General features: G+C 35.2%; 14 protein-coding genes. 8 read left to right on the top strand and 6 right to left on the bottom strand.

Features of this window, described 5'->3' with window-relative positions; translation table 11 throughout:
- Positions 1-5: 5 nt before the first annotated feature.
- Complete coding sequence (locus OA86_RS13430; RefSeq protein ID WP_039354323.1) at positions 6-1031, top strand: lysylphosphatidylglycerol synthase transmembrane domain-containing protein; 1026 nt, start codon at positions 6-8, stop codon at positions 1029-1031.
- On the opposite strand, the gene OA86_RS13425 is transcribed toward OA86_RS13430, so the two are convergent.
- Genes OA86_RS13425 through OA86_RS13415 form a run of 3 tightly spaced genes read right to left on the bottom strand, consistent with a single transcriptional unit; the run spans position 1028 to position 3977 of the window.
- A complete protein-coding gene (locus OA86_RS13425) occupies positions 1028-1228 on the bottom strand; it encodes a YqaE/Pmp3 family membrane protein (protein ID WP_039354321.1) in 201 nt (66 codons plus the stop codon). The two genes, OA86_RS13430 and OA86_RS13425, sit on opposite strands and share 4 nt — an antisense overlap.
- Before the next feature lie 45 nt (positions 1229-1273).
- Complete coding sequence (locus tag OA86_RS13420) at positions 1274-3286, bottom strand: M3 family metallopeptidase (RefSeq protein ID WP_039354318.1); 2013 nt, start codon at positions 3284-3286, stop codon at positions 1274-1276.
- A 43-nt stretch (positions 3287-3329) separates the two neighbouring features.
- Complete coding sequence (locus OA86_RS13415) at positions 3330-3977, bottom strand: CPBP family intramembrane glutamic endopeptidase (RefSeq protein WP_039354316.1); 648 nt, start codon at positions 3975-3977, stop codon at positions 3330-3332.
- A 230-nt stretch (positions 3978-4207) separates the two neighbouring features.
- Between OA86_RS13415 and OA86_RS13410 the strand changes: the two genes are divergently transcribed.
- The 4 genes from OA86_RS13410 (at position 4208) to OA86_RS13395 (ending at position 9569) form a co-directional block, all read left to right on the top strand.
- A complete protein-coding gene (locus OA86_RS13410; RefSeq protein ID WP_039354315.1) occupies positions 4208-5263 on the top strand; it encodes a DUF6263 family protein in 1056 nt (351 codons plus the stop codon).
- Positions 5264-5330: 67 nt separating this feature from the next.
- Entirely contained in the window at positions 5331-5555 is a 225-nt protein-coding gene (locus OA86_RS13405; RefSeq protein WP_039354313.1) for a hypothetical protein, read from the top strand.
- Between the two features lie 57 nt (positions 5556-5612).
- Positions 5613-8180 carry a YfhO family protein gene (locus tag OA86_RS13400; protein WP_039354311.1) on the top strand — a complete coding sequence of 856 codons (2568 nt, stop codon included), beginning with the start codon at positions 5613-5615 and terminating at the stop codon, positions 8178-8180.
- 102 nt (positions 8181-8282) lie between these two features.
- Positions 8283-9569, top strand: a complete 1287-nt coding sequence (locus tag OA86_RS13395; RefSeq protein WP_039354308.1) for a glycosyltransferase family protein — start codon at positions 8283-8285, stop codon at positions 9567-9569.
- A 162-nt stretch (positions 9570-9731) separates the two neighbouring features.
- Here the strand turns inward: OA86_RS13395 and OA86_RS13390 are convergent, their stop codons facing one another.
- Both OA86_RS13390 and OA86_RS13385 read right to left on the bottom strand, forming a co-directional pair.
- The gene (locus OA86_RS13390; protein WP_039354306.1) at positions 9732-10712 is read right to left on the bottom strand and encodes a PLP-dependent cysteine synthase family protein; all 981 of its coding nucleotides are present in this window, start codon (positions 10710-10712) and stop codon (positions 9732-9734) included.
- A 97-nt stretch (positions 10713-10809) separates the two neighbouring features.
- Positions 10810-12039: an ABC transporter permease gene (locus OA86_RS13385; RefSeq protein WP_039354304.1), complete on the bottom strand. Its 1230-nt coding sequence runs from the start codon at positions 12037-12039 to the stop codon at positions 10810-10812.
- Between the two features lie 4 nt (positions 12040-12043).
- On the opposite strand from OA86_RS13385, the gene OA86_RS13380 reads away from it, so the two are divergent.
- Positions 12044-13288: an exo-beta-N-acetylmuramidase NamZ family protein gene (locus OA86_RS13380; RefSeq protein WP_052257535.1), complete on the top strand. Its 1245-nt coding sequence runs from the start codon at positions 12044-12046 to the stop codon at positions 13286-13288.
- Positions 13289-13384: 96 nt separating this feature from the next.
- On the opposite strand, the gene OA86_RS13375 is transcribed toward OA86_RS13380, so the two are convergent.
- The gene (locus OA86_RS13375) at positions 13385-16618 is read right to left on the bottom strand and encodes a DUF8818 domain-containing protein (RefSeq protein ID WP_246008070.1); all 3234 of its coding nucleotides are present in this window, start codon (positions 16616-16618) and stop codon (positions 13385-13387) included.
- Between the two features lie 151 nt (positions 16619-16769).
- On the opposite strand from OA86_RS13375, the gene OA86_RS15420 reads away from it, so the two are divergent.
- Positions 16770-17510 (top strand): T9SS type A sorting domain-containing protein, encoded by a 741-nt coding sequence (locus OA86_RS15420; protein ID WP_052257531.1) that lies wholly within the window; start codon positions 16770-16772, stop codon positions 17508-17510.
- 154 nt (positions 17511-17664) lie between these two features.
- The gene (locus OA86_RS13365) at positions 17665-18447 is read left to right on the top strand and encodes a T9SS type A sorting domain-containing protein (RefSeq protein WP_039354303.1); all 783 of its coding nucleotides are present in this window, start codon (positions 17665-17667) and stop codon (positions 18445-18447) included.
- Positions 18448-18511: the final 64 nt, after the last annotated feature.

Below are 18511 nucleotides of genomic sequence, written 5' to 3'. Positions count from 1 at the left end.
CAATTTTGGAAGAAATCAAAAAACCAAATTCTTTTAAAACCTTCTTAACCATCGCAGTTTCTTTAGGAATTGCTATGTTCTTTATGTGGTTGGCTTTAAAAGGAATGGAATTCAAAAAAATTGCAGGCTATTTCGCAAAAGCAAATTATTTCTGGGTTTTCGCAGGTTCAATTTTTGGGATTTTGGCGTATTGGTTTCGCGCGATTCGCTGGAATTTATTACTTGAACCGATGGGTTATAAGATTTCAAATTCAAACGCTTTCTGGACGATTTCCTTTGGATATTTAATGAATCTTACCATTCCAAGAAGTGGTGAATTGGCTCGTTCAACAGCTCTTTTTGGTGTTGAAAAAGTTCCTGTGGAAAAATCTTTTGGAACGATCATTTTGGAAAGGGTAGTCGATCTAATTTGTATGGGAGGCTTTTTAGGTCTGACTTTAATTTTTAAATACAAAGCGATTTTAGCTTTCTATCAATACGTTACAGAAGAAAAAAGTAAAACTGCTGAAAGCACTTCAAATTCTAAATGGTTTATTTTGTTAGGAATTGCAGCTGTTTTATTGATAGTATTTTTTGCGCTGAGAAAAAAAATGGAGCAATTTCCTATTTATCAAAAGGCAGTTAATTTCGGAAAAGGAATTTTTTACGGTTTAACCTCAATTTTCAAATTAAAACAAAAAGGAAAATTCATTCTATTATCACTTGCCATTTGGATCTGCTATTATTTAGCAGCGTATTTGGTTTGTTTTGCACTTCCTGAAACTTCAAATTTTACGATCGCAGATGGATTTTTCATCATCGTTGTCGGAACTTTGGGAATGATGGTTCCAGCTTCGGGCGGAATTGGCGCGTTTCATCTGGCTTTAAAATTCGGAATTATGGCCTTATTCCTTTCAATGGGAAAAAACCCGGAAGAAGGTGGAGAAGTCGGTCTTTCCTACGCTTTTATTTCTCACACGATGCAATTGGTCATCATGATCGTACTTGGAATAATTTCCATTCCTATTTTGGCAAAAAATAGAAAATCTTAATTTCCATTTTCGCGGATTGCTTTAATTAATTTATTGTTTCGTTTTTCCGCTCTTGAATTGCTTAAAGATAATGCTGCCCAAATTGCAGCCGGAATCCAGCCAAGGATCGTGATTTGTAAGAGGAAACAGATGATTCCTGTCAGTATTTTGCCCCGAAATATGAAAGATAAAAATGGTAATAAAATCGCTAATAACATATTTTGCTGTGTTTTTTAGTTCAATAAAGGTTTAAATATATAAGATTATCCAAAAGCTCTTTTCAATAAACTCTCCACTTTCGGCTCACTTCCTCTAAAATTTTTGTACAGTTCCATCGGATCTTTTGTTCCTCCAGATGACAATAAAACTTTATATTTTGCCGCGATTTCCGGATTGAAAATTCCGTTTTCTTTGAAATATTGAAAAGCATCTGCATCCAAAACTTCGGCCCATTTATAAGAATAATATCCCGCCGAATATCCACCTTGAAAAATGTGAGAGAAACTCGTGCTCATGATCGTTTCAGGATTGCTCGGATAAAGATTGGTGGCTTTCGTTTCTTCAACTTCAAAGGTTTTGACGTCGCCAATTTTGTCCGAATCGGTGTGATAAGCAATGTCTAAAAGTCCGAAACCAATTTGTCGCATCGTTTGATAACCTTCCATAAAATTTTTGGAATCTGAGATCTTCTGAATTTTTTCATTCGGTAAAATTTCTCCAGTTTGATAATGTTTTGCAAAGGTTTTCAGAAATTCAGGTTCGTAACAATAATTCTCTAAAAACTGAGACGGAAGTTCTACGAAATCCCATTTTACAGAAGTTCCCGAAAGATTTGGATAAGTTGTATTCGCCAGAACGCCGTGTAAAGCATGACCAAATTCATGAAAAAGCGTTGTCACTTCTTGGAAAGTCAATAAACTCGGAGTATCTGAAGTTGGTTTGGAAAAATTACACACGACAGAAATATGTGGACGGTGATTTTCACCATTTTTTTGAAACTGATTTTTAAAACTTGTCATCCACGCTCCGGCTCTTTTTCCTTTTCTCGGGAAATAATCGGCGTAAAGAAGTGCTTTAAATTCGCCATTTTCAAAAATTTCGAAGGTTTTTACTTCATCATTATATTTCTGAATTGCGGTCGTTTCAATAAAAGTCAAACCGAACAATTTTTCCGCTAAACCAAAAACGGCGGCCTGAACTTTCTCTAATTGAAAATAAGGTTTCAGTTCTTCATCATCAATATCGAATTTTTGTTTGCGTAATTTTTCAGCGTAGAACGTATGGTCGTAACTTTCCATTTCTTCTATTCCGTCTACTTTTGCGAGTTTTTTTAATTCTTCGATTTCTTTTTCGGCGTAAGGTTTTGCTTTTTCTAAAAGTTCATTCAAAAAAGTTTTTACTTTTCCAGGTTCTTTTGCCATTCTTTCTTCCAAGACATAATTTGCGTAAGATGTATAACCTAAAAGTTTCGCTTTTTCCTGTTTAAGTTGAATGATTTCTTTGATCAAATTCTGATTGTCGAATTCATTATTATTAAAAGATTTTTTTCCGTTTACCAAAGCCAGTTCTTTCCGAAGTTCGCGGTTTTCGGCGTAAGTCATCAAAGGCAAAAAACTTGGGTATTGCAAAGTCACCACAAATCCTTCCAAATTTCTTTCTTTTGCTTCTTCCCGATATTGCTGCAAAATAGCTTCCGGTATTCCGGCCAGATCTTTTTCGTCCGTAATATGTTTGAAATAGTTATTCGTTTCCGCCAAGACATTTTGTCCAAACTGAAGCGATTTTTTCGACAATTCAATACTTATGTTTTTGAATTTTTCTTTTTCCGTTTCATTTAAAAGGGCGCCGCTTCTTACAAAACCTTTGTAAGTTTCCGTCAAAAGCATTTGCTGTTCTTCGTTGAGATTATATTTTTCCTTTTCGGTGTAAACTTTATTAATTTTATCAAAAAGCTTTTCGTTTTGGGAAATTCGGGCAGAATATGCAGTTAAAATTGGAGAAACTTCTTGTGCGATTTTTTGAATTTCATCATTGGTTTCGGCAGAATTCAGATTGAAAAAAATACTGGAAACAACTTCTAACTGTTCGCCGGAAAAAGCCAAAGCTTCGATCACGTTTTCAAAGGTGGGTTCATCTTTATTCTCAACAATTTCATTGATTTCTTTTTCGGAAGTTTTAATTAATTCCTGAAAAGCGGGAAGAAAATGTTCTTCTTTAATTTCAGTAAAAGGCGCAGAATTATACTGGGTATCGAATGCTTTTAAGAGTGGATTCATATATTTATTTAAAGAGACAAATTTAAGAAATTTTGATTGATGTTTATGCAGCAGTGTAAAGTGCGTAGAAATCCCAGATGAAGTGTACGAAGATTAAAACACCAATATTTCTGTATTTCGAATAGTAAACTGCAAATACCAAACCGATTAAAAAAGGACCGACCATATTGATCCAGGTTCCGTAAGCGTAGTGAGCTAGGGCAAAAATGAGTGTGCTTGTAAAAATTCCAAATAAATTGCTTTTAGTGAGCATAGAAATTCTTGTTTGTAAAAATGCGCGGAAAAAAAGTTCTTCCACAACTCCTGCGGTTATAGTAATTAAAAAAATGAGCGGTACATTATTTTTTACCGCATTCATCAGCTGCGAAAGTTTTGGGCTGTTTTCCTTCGGTAAATGAAGTAGATGTATTAAAACCATCATTCCGAATAATGCTGCCAGAATTCCAATAATAGAGATAAAGTAGAATAAGATTCCTTTTTTTTCAGATTTCCAGATGATGATTTTTTCCTTTAATATCTTTCTGCAATAATAGAATAGGAGCAATAATCCTGTCCATTGCCAAAGTCGGGAAAGGATCATAACTTGAGTGAAAGAAAGCCTGTTTTCAAAGATTTTGGTGGCCAGTGGCGACATTGCTACAATGAAAACAACTAGAATAATTCCAAAAATTTTCTTTTTATTTTCTTTCATAGCGGTGAATTTATTTTTCTAATTCGTAACATTAATGAATAGTTTGTTACAGATCAATAATATCCTGAGAATGTAGAAAATGAATGAGTCTGACTTTCTATTTTTTTAAAGATTGTTAAAATAATTATAATGTTTGAAACCAACAGAAATAATTACCTTAAATTTGTCGTTCATTACCAAAAATAAAGGAATTTATTAAGAACAAAAATTCAAAAAAGAAAAATTATTTAATGAAAAAATTCACTGCAATTGCGCTTCTTTCTATAGCTCTAATTTCTTGTAAAAAGGAAACGAAAACCGTCACCAAAGTAGATCCAACGACGGGGAAAACAATTTCGGTTGAAGTTCCCGTAGTCGATTCCACAAAAACGGTTGAACAGCCGGTTGAAACGATGGCGATCAAAGATTCATCGGGTGTTTATAAGCAAACCTTTAAACTGGAAAAGGGAAAAACTTATCCTTTGACGACTTTCCAGAAAGATGTGCAAACGATGACTGCTCCTGATGGAAAAACACAAAGTGGAACCAGTGAAACGACTGATGAAATGACCTTCACCGTCGATAATTTTGATAAGGGAATTTACGACATCACCATCGATCTGTTAGGCAAAAAAAATTCTCAAAATGCCAACGGAAAATCGATCGTTGTTGATACGAAATTGGCTGAACCCAAAGAAGATCAGCTGAAAATGATGTGGAAAGTGAACAAAGGTTTGGTCGGAAATAAACTCAATATGAAAATGACTGAAAACGGAAAAGTGATTTCAATTACTGGTTTTGAGCCTGTTTATACGAAAGTTGCAAGTTCTGTTGGAAGTGTAATTAAAGATGCGAAACAAAAAGAGGCTTTTCTAAAAAGTTTCAAAGGAAGCTTTAATGAAAAAGTTTTGAAAGACCAGTTCACTAAAAATTTAAATTTAATTCCTGCAAAAGGAGCGAAAATTGGGGAAAAATGGACGCAGACGGAAAACGCAACTCCAGATGGCAAAATAAAACTTTCAACCAATTATACTATAAAAAGTGTTGAAAATGGAGTAGTTAATATTGGAGTTTCCGGTGGAATTCCGCGCAAATCTGACAAAAAAACTCAGGAAGGAGTTACAAGAAGTATGAGTTCTGAATTAACGCAAAACGGTACGATCGCCCTGGATCAAAAAACAGGTTGGGTGAAAAATCAAAATATCGCGGTGAAAACTTCGCAATCAGAAACGCTATCTGATGGGAAACAAACACAGACTATGAAAAGCGTTTCTAACTCAACGGTAATTGTAAATCCCGCTAAATAATAAGCAATGGATGATAGACGGTGAGTGATCCTAAATAACTTTCTGTTTGTAACTAATTTTCAACTTTATGAAATTTATTTTTGAAATAATAATAACAACCATCATTATATTTTTTCTTTGGAATATTTTAAAGCGGATGTTTTTTGCATCCTTTTATAAGTTTCCGAAGCCGGACAATCCACAGAAATCAAGTGCTGAAGAATCGAAGAAGAATTTAGATTCAAGGATCAACTGGGATGCAGAAACGGTAGATTACGAAGAAATTAAAGAGAACAACGAAACAAAAAAATAACAATGACCTTTCGAATTTTTAAGATTCGAAAGGTTTTTTATAGACTGAAAACTTAATATGTCGAAAAATAAAAAACTCATTTTCATCATTGGAAGCATCTTGGCTTTCGTGATCCTGGCTTTGGTTTACGCCAATCCTGTTCTCACGGGAAAACAACTTTTTCAGCACGACATTGTACAATATAAAGGCGGCGCAAAAGAATTGTTGGATTACAGAGCTCAAAATGGGGAAGAAACATATTGGAGCGATTCTATGTTTGGCGGAATGCCGACTTATCAAATGGGAGCGCAGTTCAAAGGTGATATCATTAAGAAAGCAGATGAGATCCTGAATTTTTTACCCAAACCAGCCAATTACATTTTTCTCCTTTTTGCTGGCTTTTTCCTCCTCGGAATGGTTGTCGTCAAAAACTGGAAATACGCACTTTTGGGCGCCACTTTTTTCGGGCTTTCTACTTATTTTTATATAGCTTTAGCTGCGGGACATAATGGTAAAATTCAGACTGTTGCTTATTTTGCGCCACTTTTAGCGGGAATTCTTTTAGTGTATATCCGTAAAAAATATGTGGTCGGCTTTATTGTTACCGCATTTTTTATGGGATTGCAGATCGCGGCGAATCACCCCCAAATGACCTATTACTTATTTATTGCACTCGGATTTTTATTCCTTTCCGAATTAATCCGTGCATTTCAGGGGAAAACAGACTGGAAACATTTTGGAATATCGACCGGGATTTTAGCTTTGGCTTTTGTCCTTGGAGTGGGTATGAATTCCCAAAGAATTATGGCGAATTCGGAGTACATCACAGAAACGGTTCGTGGGAAACAAATTTTGGATAATGACACGCATTCCTCCGAAAAATCGGGGATGGACAAAGAAAGCATGTTGATGTGGAGTTACGGCAAAATGGAAACGTTAAACCTGTTTATTCCAAGATTAATGGGCGGTTCTAGCAATGAGGAAGGTTCCGAAAAGATAATGGAAAAAGTGAGTGACTTGGTTCAAAACAACGCGCGATCTCAAGATGAAGTTAATAATATCAGGAAAGCATTCCAAAGTCCAACTTATTGGGGCGAACAACCAGGAACTTCTGGTCCTGCTTATCAAGGAGCAATCGTTTGTTTCCTCGCGATCTTGGGGTTTTTCTTTGGCTGGAAAAAATACAGATACTGGATTTTAGGAGCTTCGATCCTCACTGTATTTTTAGCTTGGGGAAGTAATTTTATGGTGCTTTCAGATTTCTTTATTGATTTTGTTCCATTCTATAATAAATTTCGGGCGCCAAGTTCAATTCTGGTCGTGGTCGAATTATTATTCCCTTTGATCGCCATTCTTGGTCTTTACCGTTTCTTTAATTCAAATGAAGAAACCGAAACTTCGACGGAAAATATTTTGACAGAAGATTACAAAAAGAAGATCTTAACTTATGTAAGTGCTTCTGTTTTAGGCATTACTTTTTTGTTGATTATCTTCGGAAAATCGATCTTAGGTTTTCATACCGACACCGAGAAAACTTATCTTCCGCCTTATCTTTTAGATTTTTTGGTGGACGAAAGATTTAAAATGTTTAGAATTGATGCGATCAAAGCAATCGTTTATGTTGCCGTTGCAGCTGCTCTTTTGTTCTTGAGTTTAAAGAAAAAAAACAGTCAGAATGTAGTGATCATCGTTATTGGTTTGGTAAGTTTATTTGACTTGTGGAGTGTTAATAAAAGATATTTGAACAATGATAATTTCATTGATAAGACTTTTACTGAAAATCCTTTTCAAACCGAAAATTCTGAATTACTCATGCAGAAAGTAGGCGATAATAAAAATTTGCAGTCGCTTCTTGCAAATGCTAATATCAATAAAACTTTAGAAACTATTGCCGAAAAAGATAAAACGCATTACCGAATTTACAATCAGGTTTTAGGAACATTCAGTGAGACCAATACTTCCTATTTCAAATCTTCTATTGGCGGTTATCATGCAGTAAAACTTCGCCGTTACGATGATATCATTAATGAATATTTTGGGAGAATTGATTCTGTAAAGGTGCCGAGAATTTTAAATATGCTCAACGCGAAATACATGATCTTTGGTGATGAAGAAAAACCTGAAGCCGTTACAAATCCACAAACGAATGGAAATGCCTGGTTTGTTTCTGACATAAAATTCGTGAATTCTCCCAATGAAGAAATTAAACAAATCGGGGAAGTTGATACGAAGAAAGTCGCCATCATTTCAAAAGATGATAAAAAATATTTCGACGGAAAACAGATTGCCGCAGATTCAACCGCATTTTTGAATTTAACCAAATATCAACCGAACGAACTTGAATTTAAAACGCAGTCGAAAACACCACAACTGGCAGTTTTGTCCGAAATTTATTATCCAAAAGGCTGGAAAATGTTCGTCGATGAAAAAGAAGTTCCTTACATCAAAGCTGATTATTTGTTAAGAGCAGTCCATGTTCCGGCCGGAAATCATACCATAAAAATGATTTTCGCACCAGATGTGATCGCAAGAGGAAAATTAATTTCGATGATTTGTTTCGCGTTGTTTTTATTATTGAGTTTAGGCGGAATATATTTCATGTATCGCAAATCCTTAGGGACAGGTCGCGACCTGTCCGAAAATTGAAAATTTTCAATATAAATTGTTCAATAATCGGATTGTATAAATAAATAATCAATTAAAAACCTTCGGTTTTTTGGACAATTCACGACTTGTCCCTACAATGAAATGAAACCTGACAAAAAAATATTAATCATAACCTATTATTGGCCGCCTGCAGGTGGACCAGGAGTTCAACGGTGGTTAAAATTTGTAAAATATTTACCGGAATTTGGCTGGAATCCTACCGTTTTTATTCCAGAAAATCCGAGTTACCCGATTGTTGACGAGAGTTTATCTCAAGAGGTTTCAAGTGATGTGGAGATCATTAAAACCAAAATTTGGGAACCTTATCAAATTGCAGAATTTTTTGGCAAAGACAATAAAAAGTTTAAAGCTGGACAATTCGATGTAGGAAAAAATCAAAGCTGGAAATCGAAACTCTCCATTTGGGTGCGCGGAAATTTCTTTATTCCTGATGCCCGTGTTTTTTGGGTGAAACCTTCGGTAAAGTTTCTAAAAAAATATTTGAAGGAAAATAAGTTTGATGCATTTGTAACAACCGGACCACCGCATTCCATGCACTTAATTGGTTTGGAGTTGAAGAAAGAATTTCCAAACTTAAAATGGATCGCTGATTTCCGGGATCCATGGACAGAAATTTCTTATTATAAACATTTGAAACTGACCAAATTTGCAGATTTAAAGCATAGAAGATTGGAGGCAAATGTTTTAAAAAAGGCAGATATTGCTTTAGCGACAAGTTATTCTGATGCGGAGAATTTTAAAGCGAAAGGAGCGAACGCGTTTTGTATTTCGAATGGATTTGATCGAGGTGAGGTTAAGGAAGAGGTTGAGAAAAAGAATTCAAAATTTACTCTAAGTTATATTGGAGTTTTGGAGCAGCTTAGAAATCCTGAAGTTTTATGGAGTGTTTTGAATGAATTATTGACTGAGGTGAGGAGTTTTAAAAAAGATTTCGAATTGAAATTTGTTGGTAGAATTGATGATAAGATTTTAGAGAATTTAGAAAATTCCAGTTTGAAAGATTCTATTTTGAATCTGGGATATCTTTCTCATTCAGAAGCGAATGCAGAGATGCTAAATTCAGATCTGCTCCTGATCACCAATTTTCCACAGGAAACTTCGGAAGGAATTATTCCGGGAAAGATCTTTGAGTATTTGGCGACGGGAAATCAAATTATTTCTTTCGGGCCAAAAAACAGCGATGTGAAGAAAATTCTGAGCGAAACAAAAGCCGGTCAACATTTTACGTATGATGATTCCGATCTGGTGAAGGATTTTATTCTATCAAAATATATGGACTGGAAAACGGGTAAATTAACCTCGAACACGAAAAATATTGAGCAGTTCTCCCGAAAAAATCTCACTAGAAAACTGACTGATATTTTGTAGCGAAACTTGCGTGAGGTTGTAGGCGTAAATCCTTTGTAATTGGAGCGGCGGCGAAGCCGCCGCTCCAATTACAAAGATTGGGAGCCGAAGACCGTCCCTCACAAAAAAAAGAGCAAAATATTATTTTGCTCTTTTTTTTGTGAGGGACACGCCCAAAAACTTTTACAACCAACCTTGCTCTTTCATCCACTCATCATTGTAGATTTTTCCAACATATCTGGAGCCGTGATCGTGCAACAAAACGACAATGATATCATCTTTTGTAAACTGATCTTTCATCTGAACTAAAGCCGCCATCGCACTTCCCGCAGAATATCCGCAAAAAATTCCTTCTTCTTTTGCTAATTTTCTTGCGTAAATGGCGCCATCTTTATCCGTCACTTTTTCAAAATGATCAATGATCGACATGTCAAAATTTTCGGGAATAATATCTTCGCCAATACCTTCCGTAATATAGGTATAAGCGTGATCTGGATGAAGTTCACCCGTTTCGTGGAATTCTTTTAAAATCGATCCATAAGTATCGATTCCTATTACTTTTATATTGGGATTTCTTTCTTTAAAATACATTCCACATCCTGTAATGGTACCACCTGTTCCCGCTCCGGCAACAAAATGTGTTAAATTACCGTCCGTTTGTTCCCAGATTTCTGGTGCTGTTGATTCATAGTGAGCAGTTCTGTTTGATAAATTATCGTATTGATTAACGTACCATCCACCTTCTGTTTCCGCAGCTAATCTTTTAGAAACCGAATAATAAGAACGGGGATCTGTTGGTTTTACGTCGGTCGGACAAACAATTACTTCTGCGCCAACTGCTCGTAAAATATCACATTTTTCCTTCGATTGTTTGGAGTTGGTTACGAAAATACATTTATAACCTTTTACGATTGCCGCCAAAGCCAGACCCATTCCAGTGTTTCCGGAAGTCCCTTCGATAATGGTTCCGCCAGGTTTTAATCTTCCGTCTTTTTCAGCATCTTCGATCATTTTCACGGCCATTCTGTCTTTTACAGAATTTCCGGGGTTGAAGGTTTCTACTTTAGCTAAAACCAAAGCGGGGAAATCTTCACCTAAAACTTTATTTAGTTTTACTAATGGTGTATTTCCTATGGTTTCAAGAATATTTTGTGCGTATTTCATAAATATTTTTATAGAATAATTTTGTTATTGATGGGATTGAAGATATCGTAATATTTATTGATATATTTACGAATTTGCAAAGATATAATTTTAAAAGTTAATTGTATTTGATGGCTTTGACAGGAGAGATCTTACTGATCAAATAACTTGGTAAAATAAGTGAAATACCCGAAACCAAAAGGATTCCCAAAGAAATGGCGAGAATGTAAAAGATATTCAGATCGACCGGAACAACACTCAGATAATAATTTTCGGGATTTAATTTAATGATGCCGAGATATTTCTGGAGCAGCAGAAAACCAAGTCCAATAAGATTTCCGAAAACCAGTCCAGGAATCATAATCATTAAAGTATAATTGATAAAGATTGCGCGGATCTGACCATTGCTCGCCCCTAAAGTCTTCAACATTCCAATAGAATTCGTTCTTTCAATAATTAAAATTAAAAGTACCATCACAATATTAATGATGACCACGACCATCATAATGATAATGATCAATGCAATATTGGTATCAAAAATAGCGATAAAATCCATGATTTGAGGATATTCATCTGTGGCTTTTATCGTGTAATTTTTGTAACCGGCAAGTTGATCAATTTTGGGGGCATCTTCATCGATATAATTAATATTTTTTAGAAATACATCAACACCACCTATTTCAGTGTTTTTCATTCCTTGAATTTTTCGGGCATGATTAATTCCTCCTATAATAAAGAGATCATCAATCATTTTGATATCGGTTTTATAAATTCCAACAACTTCAAATTTTCTGTAAAGCGGACTTTGATTCTCTTTGGAAAAAATCGCTACAATACTGTCTTTTACTTTTAGATGGAGATCATTTGCGATTTTTTGAGAAATACAGATACCGTTATTATACCCTTTTTCTGTAACAACAGGAGCTTTTCCCGCGATTATAAATTTCCTGAATCTTGCAGAATCGAAATCTTTGCCCACTCCTTTAAAAATAATTCCGGCAAAATTATGTTCATTGCGCAAAATACCGCTCACAGAAACATAGCTCTGCGTAGAAGCAACATCGGGAAGCGCTTTTATTTTTTTCAGTTGAAAACCATCTGTATTGAGGACCGAGGAATTATAAGAATTATTCGACTGCTTTGATTTGATCGAAATATGTCCAGAAAAATCAGCCATTCTTTCTTTGATGGCTTTCTTAGAACCCAATCCTGTAGAAACGGTGATAAGCGAAACGATGACGCCAAGCGCTACAGAAAGGCGACCAATAAATACGATAATCCGTGACAGATTATTTTTATTATCTTTGGAAAAAGCAATTTTTTTGGAAAAATATAACGGAAATTTCAAGCGGATGAATTTAATGCTCAAAATTAAAGATTTACTTCTAGTTGTGCTAATTTATTTTGGTTTTTGCCAAATGAGTTCAGCGCAGAATATAGGAAAAAACTGTTTCAAAACCGGCGCCGACCGATCAGAATTGTATCTTAATTTGCTTCAGAATAAAACGATTGCGATCGTTACCAATCAAACAGGAATTTTGCAAGACAAAACTTTTCTCGTCGATTTTCTGGTAAAAAACAATATTAAGATCAAAACTATTTTTGCGCCTGAACATGGATTTCGTGGTGACGCAGACGCCGGTGAACACGTGAAAAATGGAGTAGATACCAAAACAGGAATTCCAATTATTTCTCTTTATGGCGACAATAAAAAACCGAAACCGGAACAGTTGAAAGGGATCGATATTATTCTTTTCGATATTCAAGATGTTGGTGTGAGATTTTACACGTACATCTCCACTTTAACTTATGTCATGGAAGCCGGCGCTGAAAACAATGTAGAAATTATTGTTTTGGATCGTCCGAATCCGCAAGATGGTTATATTGATGGACCAGTTTTGAAAGATCAATGGAAAAGTTTTATCGGTATGCATCAAATTCCTGTCATTTATGGATTAACAATCGGTGAATATGGAAAAATGATAAATGGTGAAAAGTGGTTAAAAAATGGTGTTCAGGCAAAATATACCTTGATCCCAATGCAGAATTATCATAAAAAGCAGCGTTATGGAGTTTCTGCAGCGCCGTCCCCAAATCTGCCCAATGATAAAGCCATTAATCTCTATCCAAGTTTGTGTTTTTTTGAAGGAACGCAAGTCTCCGTGGGACGTGGGACCGATTTACCTTTCCAAATTTATGGCAGTCCCTGGACGAAAGATCTGCCCTATCAATTTACTCCTAAACCAAATTATGGTGCGAAAGATCCTTTCTTGAACGGCAAATTATGTTATGGCGAAAATCTTTCGGAAAAGAATTTAGATCTAAGGGAACTCAATATTGACTGGTTGCTGAAAGCTTATAAAAACTATAAAAATCCAACCCAAGATTTCTTTTTAAAAAATCTGTTCTTCGATAAATTAGTTGGAAGTGACGAATTGAGAAAGCAGATCGTTGCGGGAAAATCTGCAGGTGAAATAAAAAATTCATGGAAAAGCGATTTGGAAAAGTTCCAGAAGATCAGAGCGAAGTATATTATTTATGAAGATTTGGAAAAGCAATTAAAAGCGGGGTCATTAAAAATAAGCTATGAATTATAAGATTCAATTTGGAAGAATCAATAGGAGCGGGCTTTAGCCCGCTTTTCAATATAAATATCAATGGCTTTAGCCAAAACTTACCATTTTTAAGAGCTATTAAAAACTAGCTTTAACCTGCATTGATCCAATGTGAATTGTTCTTTCTCCCGAATTTCTGCCTTCATAATTAACATTGAGCTGGATAAAAGAATTCACAGATTGTTGCAGAAATACAGACCAAACCTGATTTTTTCCAGGCTTTAAACCATCAAGCATTTGATTGCCCACGATCGAGAAATTATTTCCAGTGAAATCATTATTGATGAAAGAGAAATTCCCACGAAGCGACGTTTTCTTCCAGTCCCACTGTAAACTTCCCGTTAAATCAAGAGTTTTCAAAAGTTCTTCACCATCTTTCCGCACTTTTTGTCGCAAGGCTGAAGAAAATTCTGCCTGCAGCATTTCTGTAAATTTATAAGTTGCTTTTGGTTTCGTTTCAAAATTATTCAGAATATAATCCCGGGATTTAAAAAGTTGAGAAGCGTTTTGGATCTGATGAACTGAATTTTCCCAGTCGATGCGGAAATCTTTATTAAACCAGTAACCTACGTTCAGAAAATTAGATGTTTGCGATCTCTCTTCATTACTAAAATTGGCGTTGATCAAATTATCATTCGCGATGAACCGATAATTCCCGTTCCAACCAGATTTGTCGGTCGGATTAAATTGTGCGGAAGCAAGCAGATTTTGGTTTTTCAGAATTTGATCTTTATTTTTTTCAAAAGGATTCAAAACAAGAACCTGATCTTTTTTGTAGAATGAATTTTGAGAATTCAGGGAAATATTAAAATTCCAGCGTTTCAGAAATTTATTTTCGGAGTTGAAAACAACCGATGGATTCACAAATAAAGCCAGTTGTAATTTATTTTTATTGGAAGGAATATATTTCACCGTGTTCGTATAAACTCTTATATATTTCGCTAAATCTACGTATTCTGCGATCTCAAATTCATCGAGTTGCTGAATTCCATCGCCGTTATAGTCAGTCCATTTGTAAATTCCCTGACCGTCAGTAACCTTTATATATTGAAATTCACGCTGCGCTTCCTGACCATTTCCAAGTTCATAAAATGCCTGCAAACGCATCCCGTTTCTGAATAATTGCTGGTTGTATAAAATATTTCCCACCACAAAATCCTGATTAAATTTCGCGGAAACATCCTGGTTTTGATAAGAAAATTTACGGTAATGAATTAGAGCATTCAACGTGGTTTTTTCAGTTTTAATGATTTGACTTTCAACCATGATTCCCAAAATATGATTCATGTTTTCTAAGGCGTTGTTTCGAACAGAATCATTTTGCCGGAAATAAACTTTAGCCAATAATTTTGTTCTTGTCGAATCACCAACTTTTTTCTGAAGAAATACTTCTTTCCAACTGAAGCTGCTCACATCGAGTTGCTGTGTTTCATTGAAAGTTTTTACATTATGCTCCAAATTTCCGCCAATTCCCCAACTTCCTTTTTTGGTCGTGTATTCAGAAATAACGCCGCTTCTTACAAATTTTGTGTTTTGAAAAGTCGCTTTGGTGTCGAGGTAAGAAAAATTTCCTTTCGTGCTGAATCGCCCCGTGAGAAAGCCAAAATCGAGATCATTTTTAATTCCTTTGTAAGAGTTTTTTTCGTCTAAATAATTGATCTTATAATTAAGGAAAGAACGGTTTTTCCAGTTGTTTAAAAAACTAAAGATCAATCGGTTTTGGGTAATCTGATTAAACTCCTGAACCAGATTAAAATCCCGGGAAAATTCGACATCATTAATTCGGTCCAGGATATGAAATTGCGAATCGATATGCTGAAATTCAAAGCTAGGCGTCCCTTTCCAATTGTTTTTGGTAAATGTTTTATTTCCAAAAACTCTTCCCGCATAACCGATATTTTGGTTGGAATCTTTAGAAGAAAACAGATTCACATCATAATTACTCAAAGAAAAATCAGCACCAATTTTTCCATCTTTCAATAAGAATTCAGAATTCGCAGAAAAGACCTGCGTTTTTTGCGGAGCGGGTAATTTTCGAACTGCCCGGTAATCTCCCATATTATTACCGACATACTGAAACACCCGACCATTATTTGTTGTTTGTTTAACTTGATAATCGCCCAAATTCTGACCGAAATAAGTAAAAGCAACCTGATACAAAGTTTGTGCTTTATCGCTGGAGAATTCGTAATAATTTCCGCTGGGATTTGTAATAAGTTGATACAAAATTTTATTCACATCGAATTCTGTAACCGTTCCGGATGGTGCGTACATGAGCTCGGGATTGTTTCCTGCACTGGCAAGAATTTGCTCGTCTTCTTTGCTTAGATTTAAAGAAAGTGGCGCGTTTTTATTGTCATTTTCCAGAAACCAGTTAAAACCGAATTTCATTTTTTCTCTTTCATGCTGAATTCCTCCCGTAACGAGAAATCTGGTATAGTTTCGATTCGCATAATTGTAGGAGATCGTAATGAAGTTCTGTTTGAAGATCGGCCGGAAACTCGTAAAAGTAATTTCTCCTGTATTATAATTAATAACGTAATCTTGATTTTCACCGCGTTTCATTAAAATCCCATCAATAAAAACCTGTTCAGAACCTGAAATAATGGTGATGAACTGTTCGCCATTTTTACCGCTCAGTCGATAAGGTCCCTGATTGCCTTCGATTCCCTGGAAACGAATTCTGTGAAATTCGCTGCGGGCAACTCCCGCGGAAATATCTACATATGTTTTCTTTTCAGTTCCGAAATTGGTTTGAAATTGTAAACCCATACTTCGCCGTTGATACCTGCCGAAATAAGTTCTGTCGTCCAATAGATCCAGGTGTCCCGCGCGAAGAATGGAGCGATCCTTAATATTTAGCTGAAGGTAAATTTTATCGAATTCTTCTAATGTCTGTGTATAGCCATCTGCTTGGATAGGCAAATTATGATCTGAAATTGAAGCCAACACAGAAACGTCATTTGAAAGCTTGCCTGAGATTTGTAAGTCCATTGAACTTTGAACACTTTGACCCTGATTATTTCCAAAGGTAATTCCGCGAATGATGGAACCTTTAGAATTAAGATCACCCAAGATCTTAGATCGCGGATTTTTCACCAAAACCCCTTCATCGACAATAATTTTATTTTGAGTTTTAATAAAATCCAGCGTGTCTTTAGAAAATACATCTCTATCAATACGGGCAGCAAGAATAGAATCCTTTTTTGTGGAATCGGCGGGAATATTGGGGTTTTTCCACGAAAAAATCTGCGCAGTAAATAAATTTAATGCTGAAATAATGAAGACTAAAAAATATATTTTTCTCGCCAAATCTGTTTTAAAAGAGTCTGTAAAAATAACGAAAAAGTATATTTAAAAGTATTTTTAAACATTTAACAATTAGTTAATGTTATCATTATGATATTAGTAAAAAAGGTTGTATTTTTGCACTATAAATTATTAATTATTTAAAATTTCTATTATGAAAAAACTTTATTCTTTATTCGCAGCTGTCATTGTAGCTGCAAGTGTTAACGCTCAAACGACGGTTACTTACACTTTTTCAGGTACAAATGCTACTGAAGTAGTTGGAGGAACCATTGATTCAAATTTATCTTTTGTTACTGCAAAAGGAACTTCAGCACAGTCACCAACTTTTTATTCTGCAACACCTGCAGCAGTAAGAATCTACTCTGACAGAACTACGGGAGACGGTAATTCAGTTACTATTTCAGTTGCCTCTGGATATGAGATAACAGGCTTAACTTTTACAGCGACTACAGCAGCTTTTGCTCCGCCAGTAAATTATAGTGTTGACGCTGGAACATCTGTAGCAATGCCATTAACAGGTTCGGTTTATAATGTTGAAGGCTTAACTGCTGGTACTTCTTTATCTTTCAAAAATGTACTGGCAACAGGAACAAGTAATACTCAATTGCGTATTCCATCTTTTACAGTAACTTATAGAGTTAAACCAGTAATGGCAGTAGGTGATGTAAACGCTACCAAAGCAAACTTGGTAAAAAATACTGTAGTTGGTAATTCAATTATTTTCTCTTCAAAAGGAAACGTGCAGGTTGTAAACATGAACGGACAGGTTGTAAAAACTGCTTCTGTAAATGAAAATACAACTTTAGATGTTTCAACTTTAACAAAAGGAACCTATATCGTTACAGGTAATGTAAACGGAAAAGTGGTTTCTCAAAAAATTATTAAAAAATAATCTTTTGATTTAATTATATGAAAGGAAGGTTATTTTTAGTTAAATAGGCTTCCTTTTTTTATATTTTTTAAATATACTTGGTTATCCGATATTTATGTCAAAAATTGCGTAAATTTACAATCCCAAATTTATAACAAATTTAAATTTTAATACAATGAAAAAAATCTTTACAATTTTAGGTGTTTCTGCAGTGGCTCTTATGAGCGCTCAAAATTTAATTCCTAATCCAGGATTCGAAAGTTGGACAGCAGGTGCTCCTGATGGCTATTTCGTGACAGGAATTACTGTCGTTCAAGGAACTGGTGCAAATGCACATTCGGGTAACTTCGCTATTGGAATCACTGCTCCAACAGCTGCAACTGGTAACAAGTCTGTTAATCCTACTCCAGATATTACTATCGATGTATCAAAAACATACGTATTTTCTGGATGGTATTTAGACAATACTCCAAATGCAAAATTTAAGTATTGGAATCAGTTTAGAAATACTGCTGATTTAGGAAGCAACCCACTTCAAGCAGCAGATTTTTCTGTTGATTCACCAGCATGGACTTTCTTTACTGCTGAAGCGATGCCTACTGCAGGAGCAACGGTGGCGAGACCAGGATTTAGAGTTTACAGTGAAAGCGCAACCAATAACGGTGGTGTTGTTTATGTAGACGATGTTCTTTTTCAAGATAAAGCTACAATGGCTGTAACTGATGTAAAAAGCTACGACAGTGAGGTGAAAATGAATACTGTTGTAGGAAATGAATTGCTAGTAACTCTTCCAGGAAGAGCAACGGTAAACATTATTTCTGCAGATGGTAAATTAATCTCTTCAAACAGAATTAACAGCGGAGACAAAATCAATACTTCTTCTTTAACTAAAGGAATTTATATTGTAACTGTTGACAATGGTTCTGCGAAAGTGAGCAGAAAAGTAATGAAAAAATAAGATCATCTCTTATCAATATGAAGCCGCTTTTTTAAGCGGCTTTTTTTATATTAAGTAGCTCCCA

This window comes from Kaistella jeonii, from assembly GCF_000812865.1.
Lineage (GTDB): Bacteria > Bacteroidota > Bacteroidia > Flavobacteriales > Weeksellaceae > Kaistella > Kaistella jeonii.
Note: the sequence above shows the minus strand (reverse complement) of the source record. Positions and strands in the feature narration are given on the sequence as shown.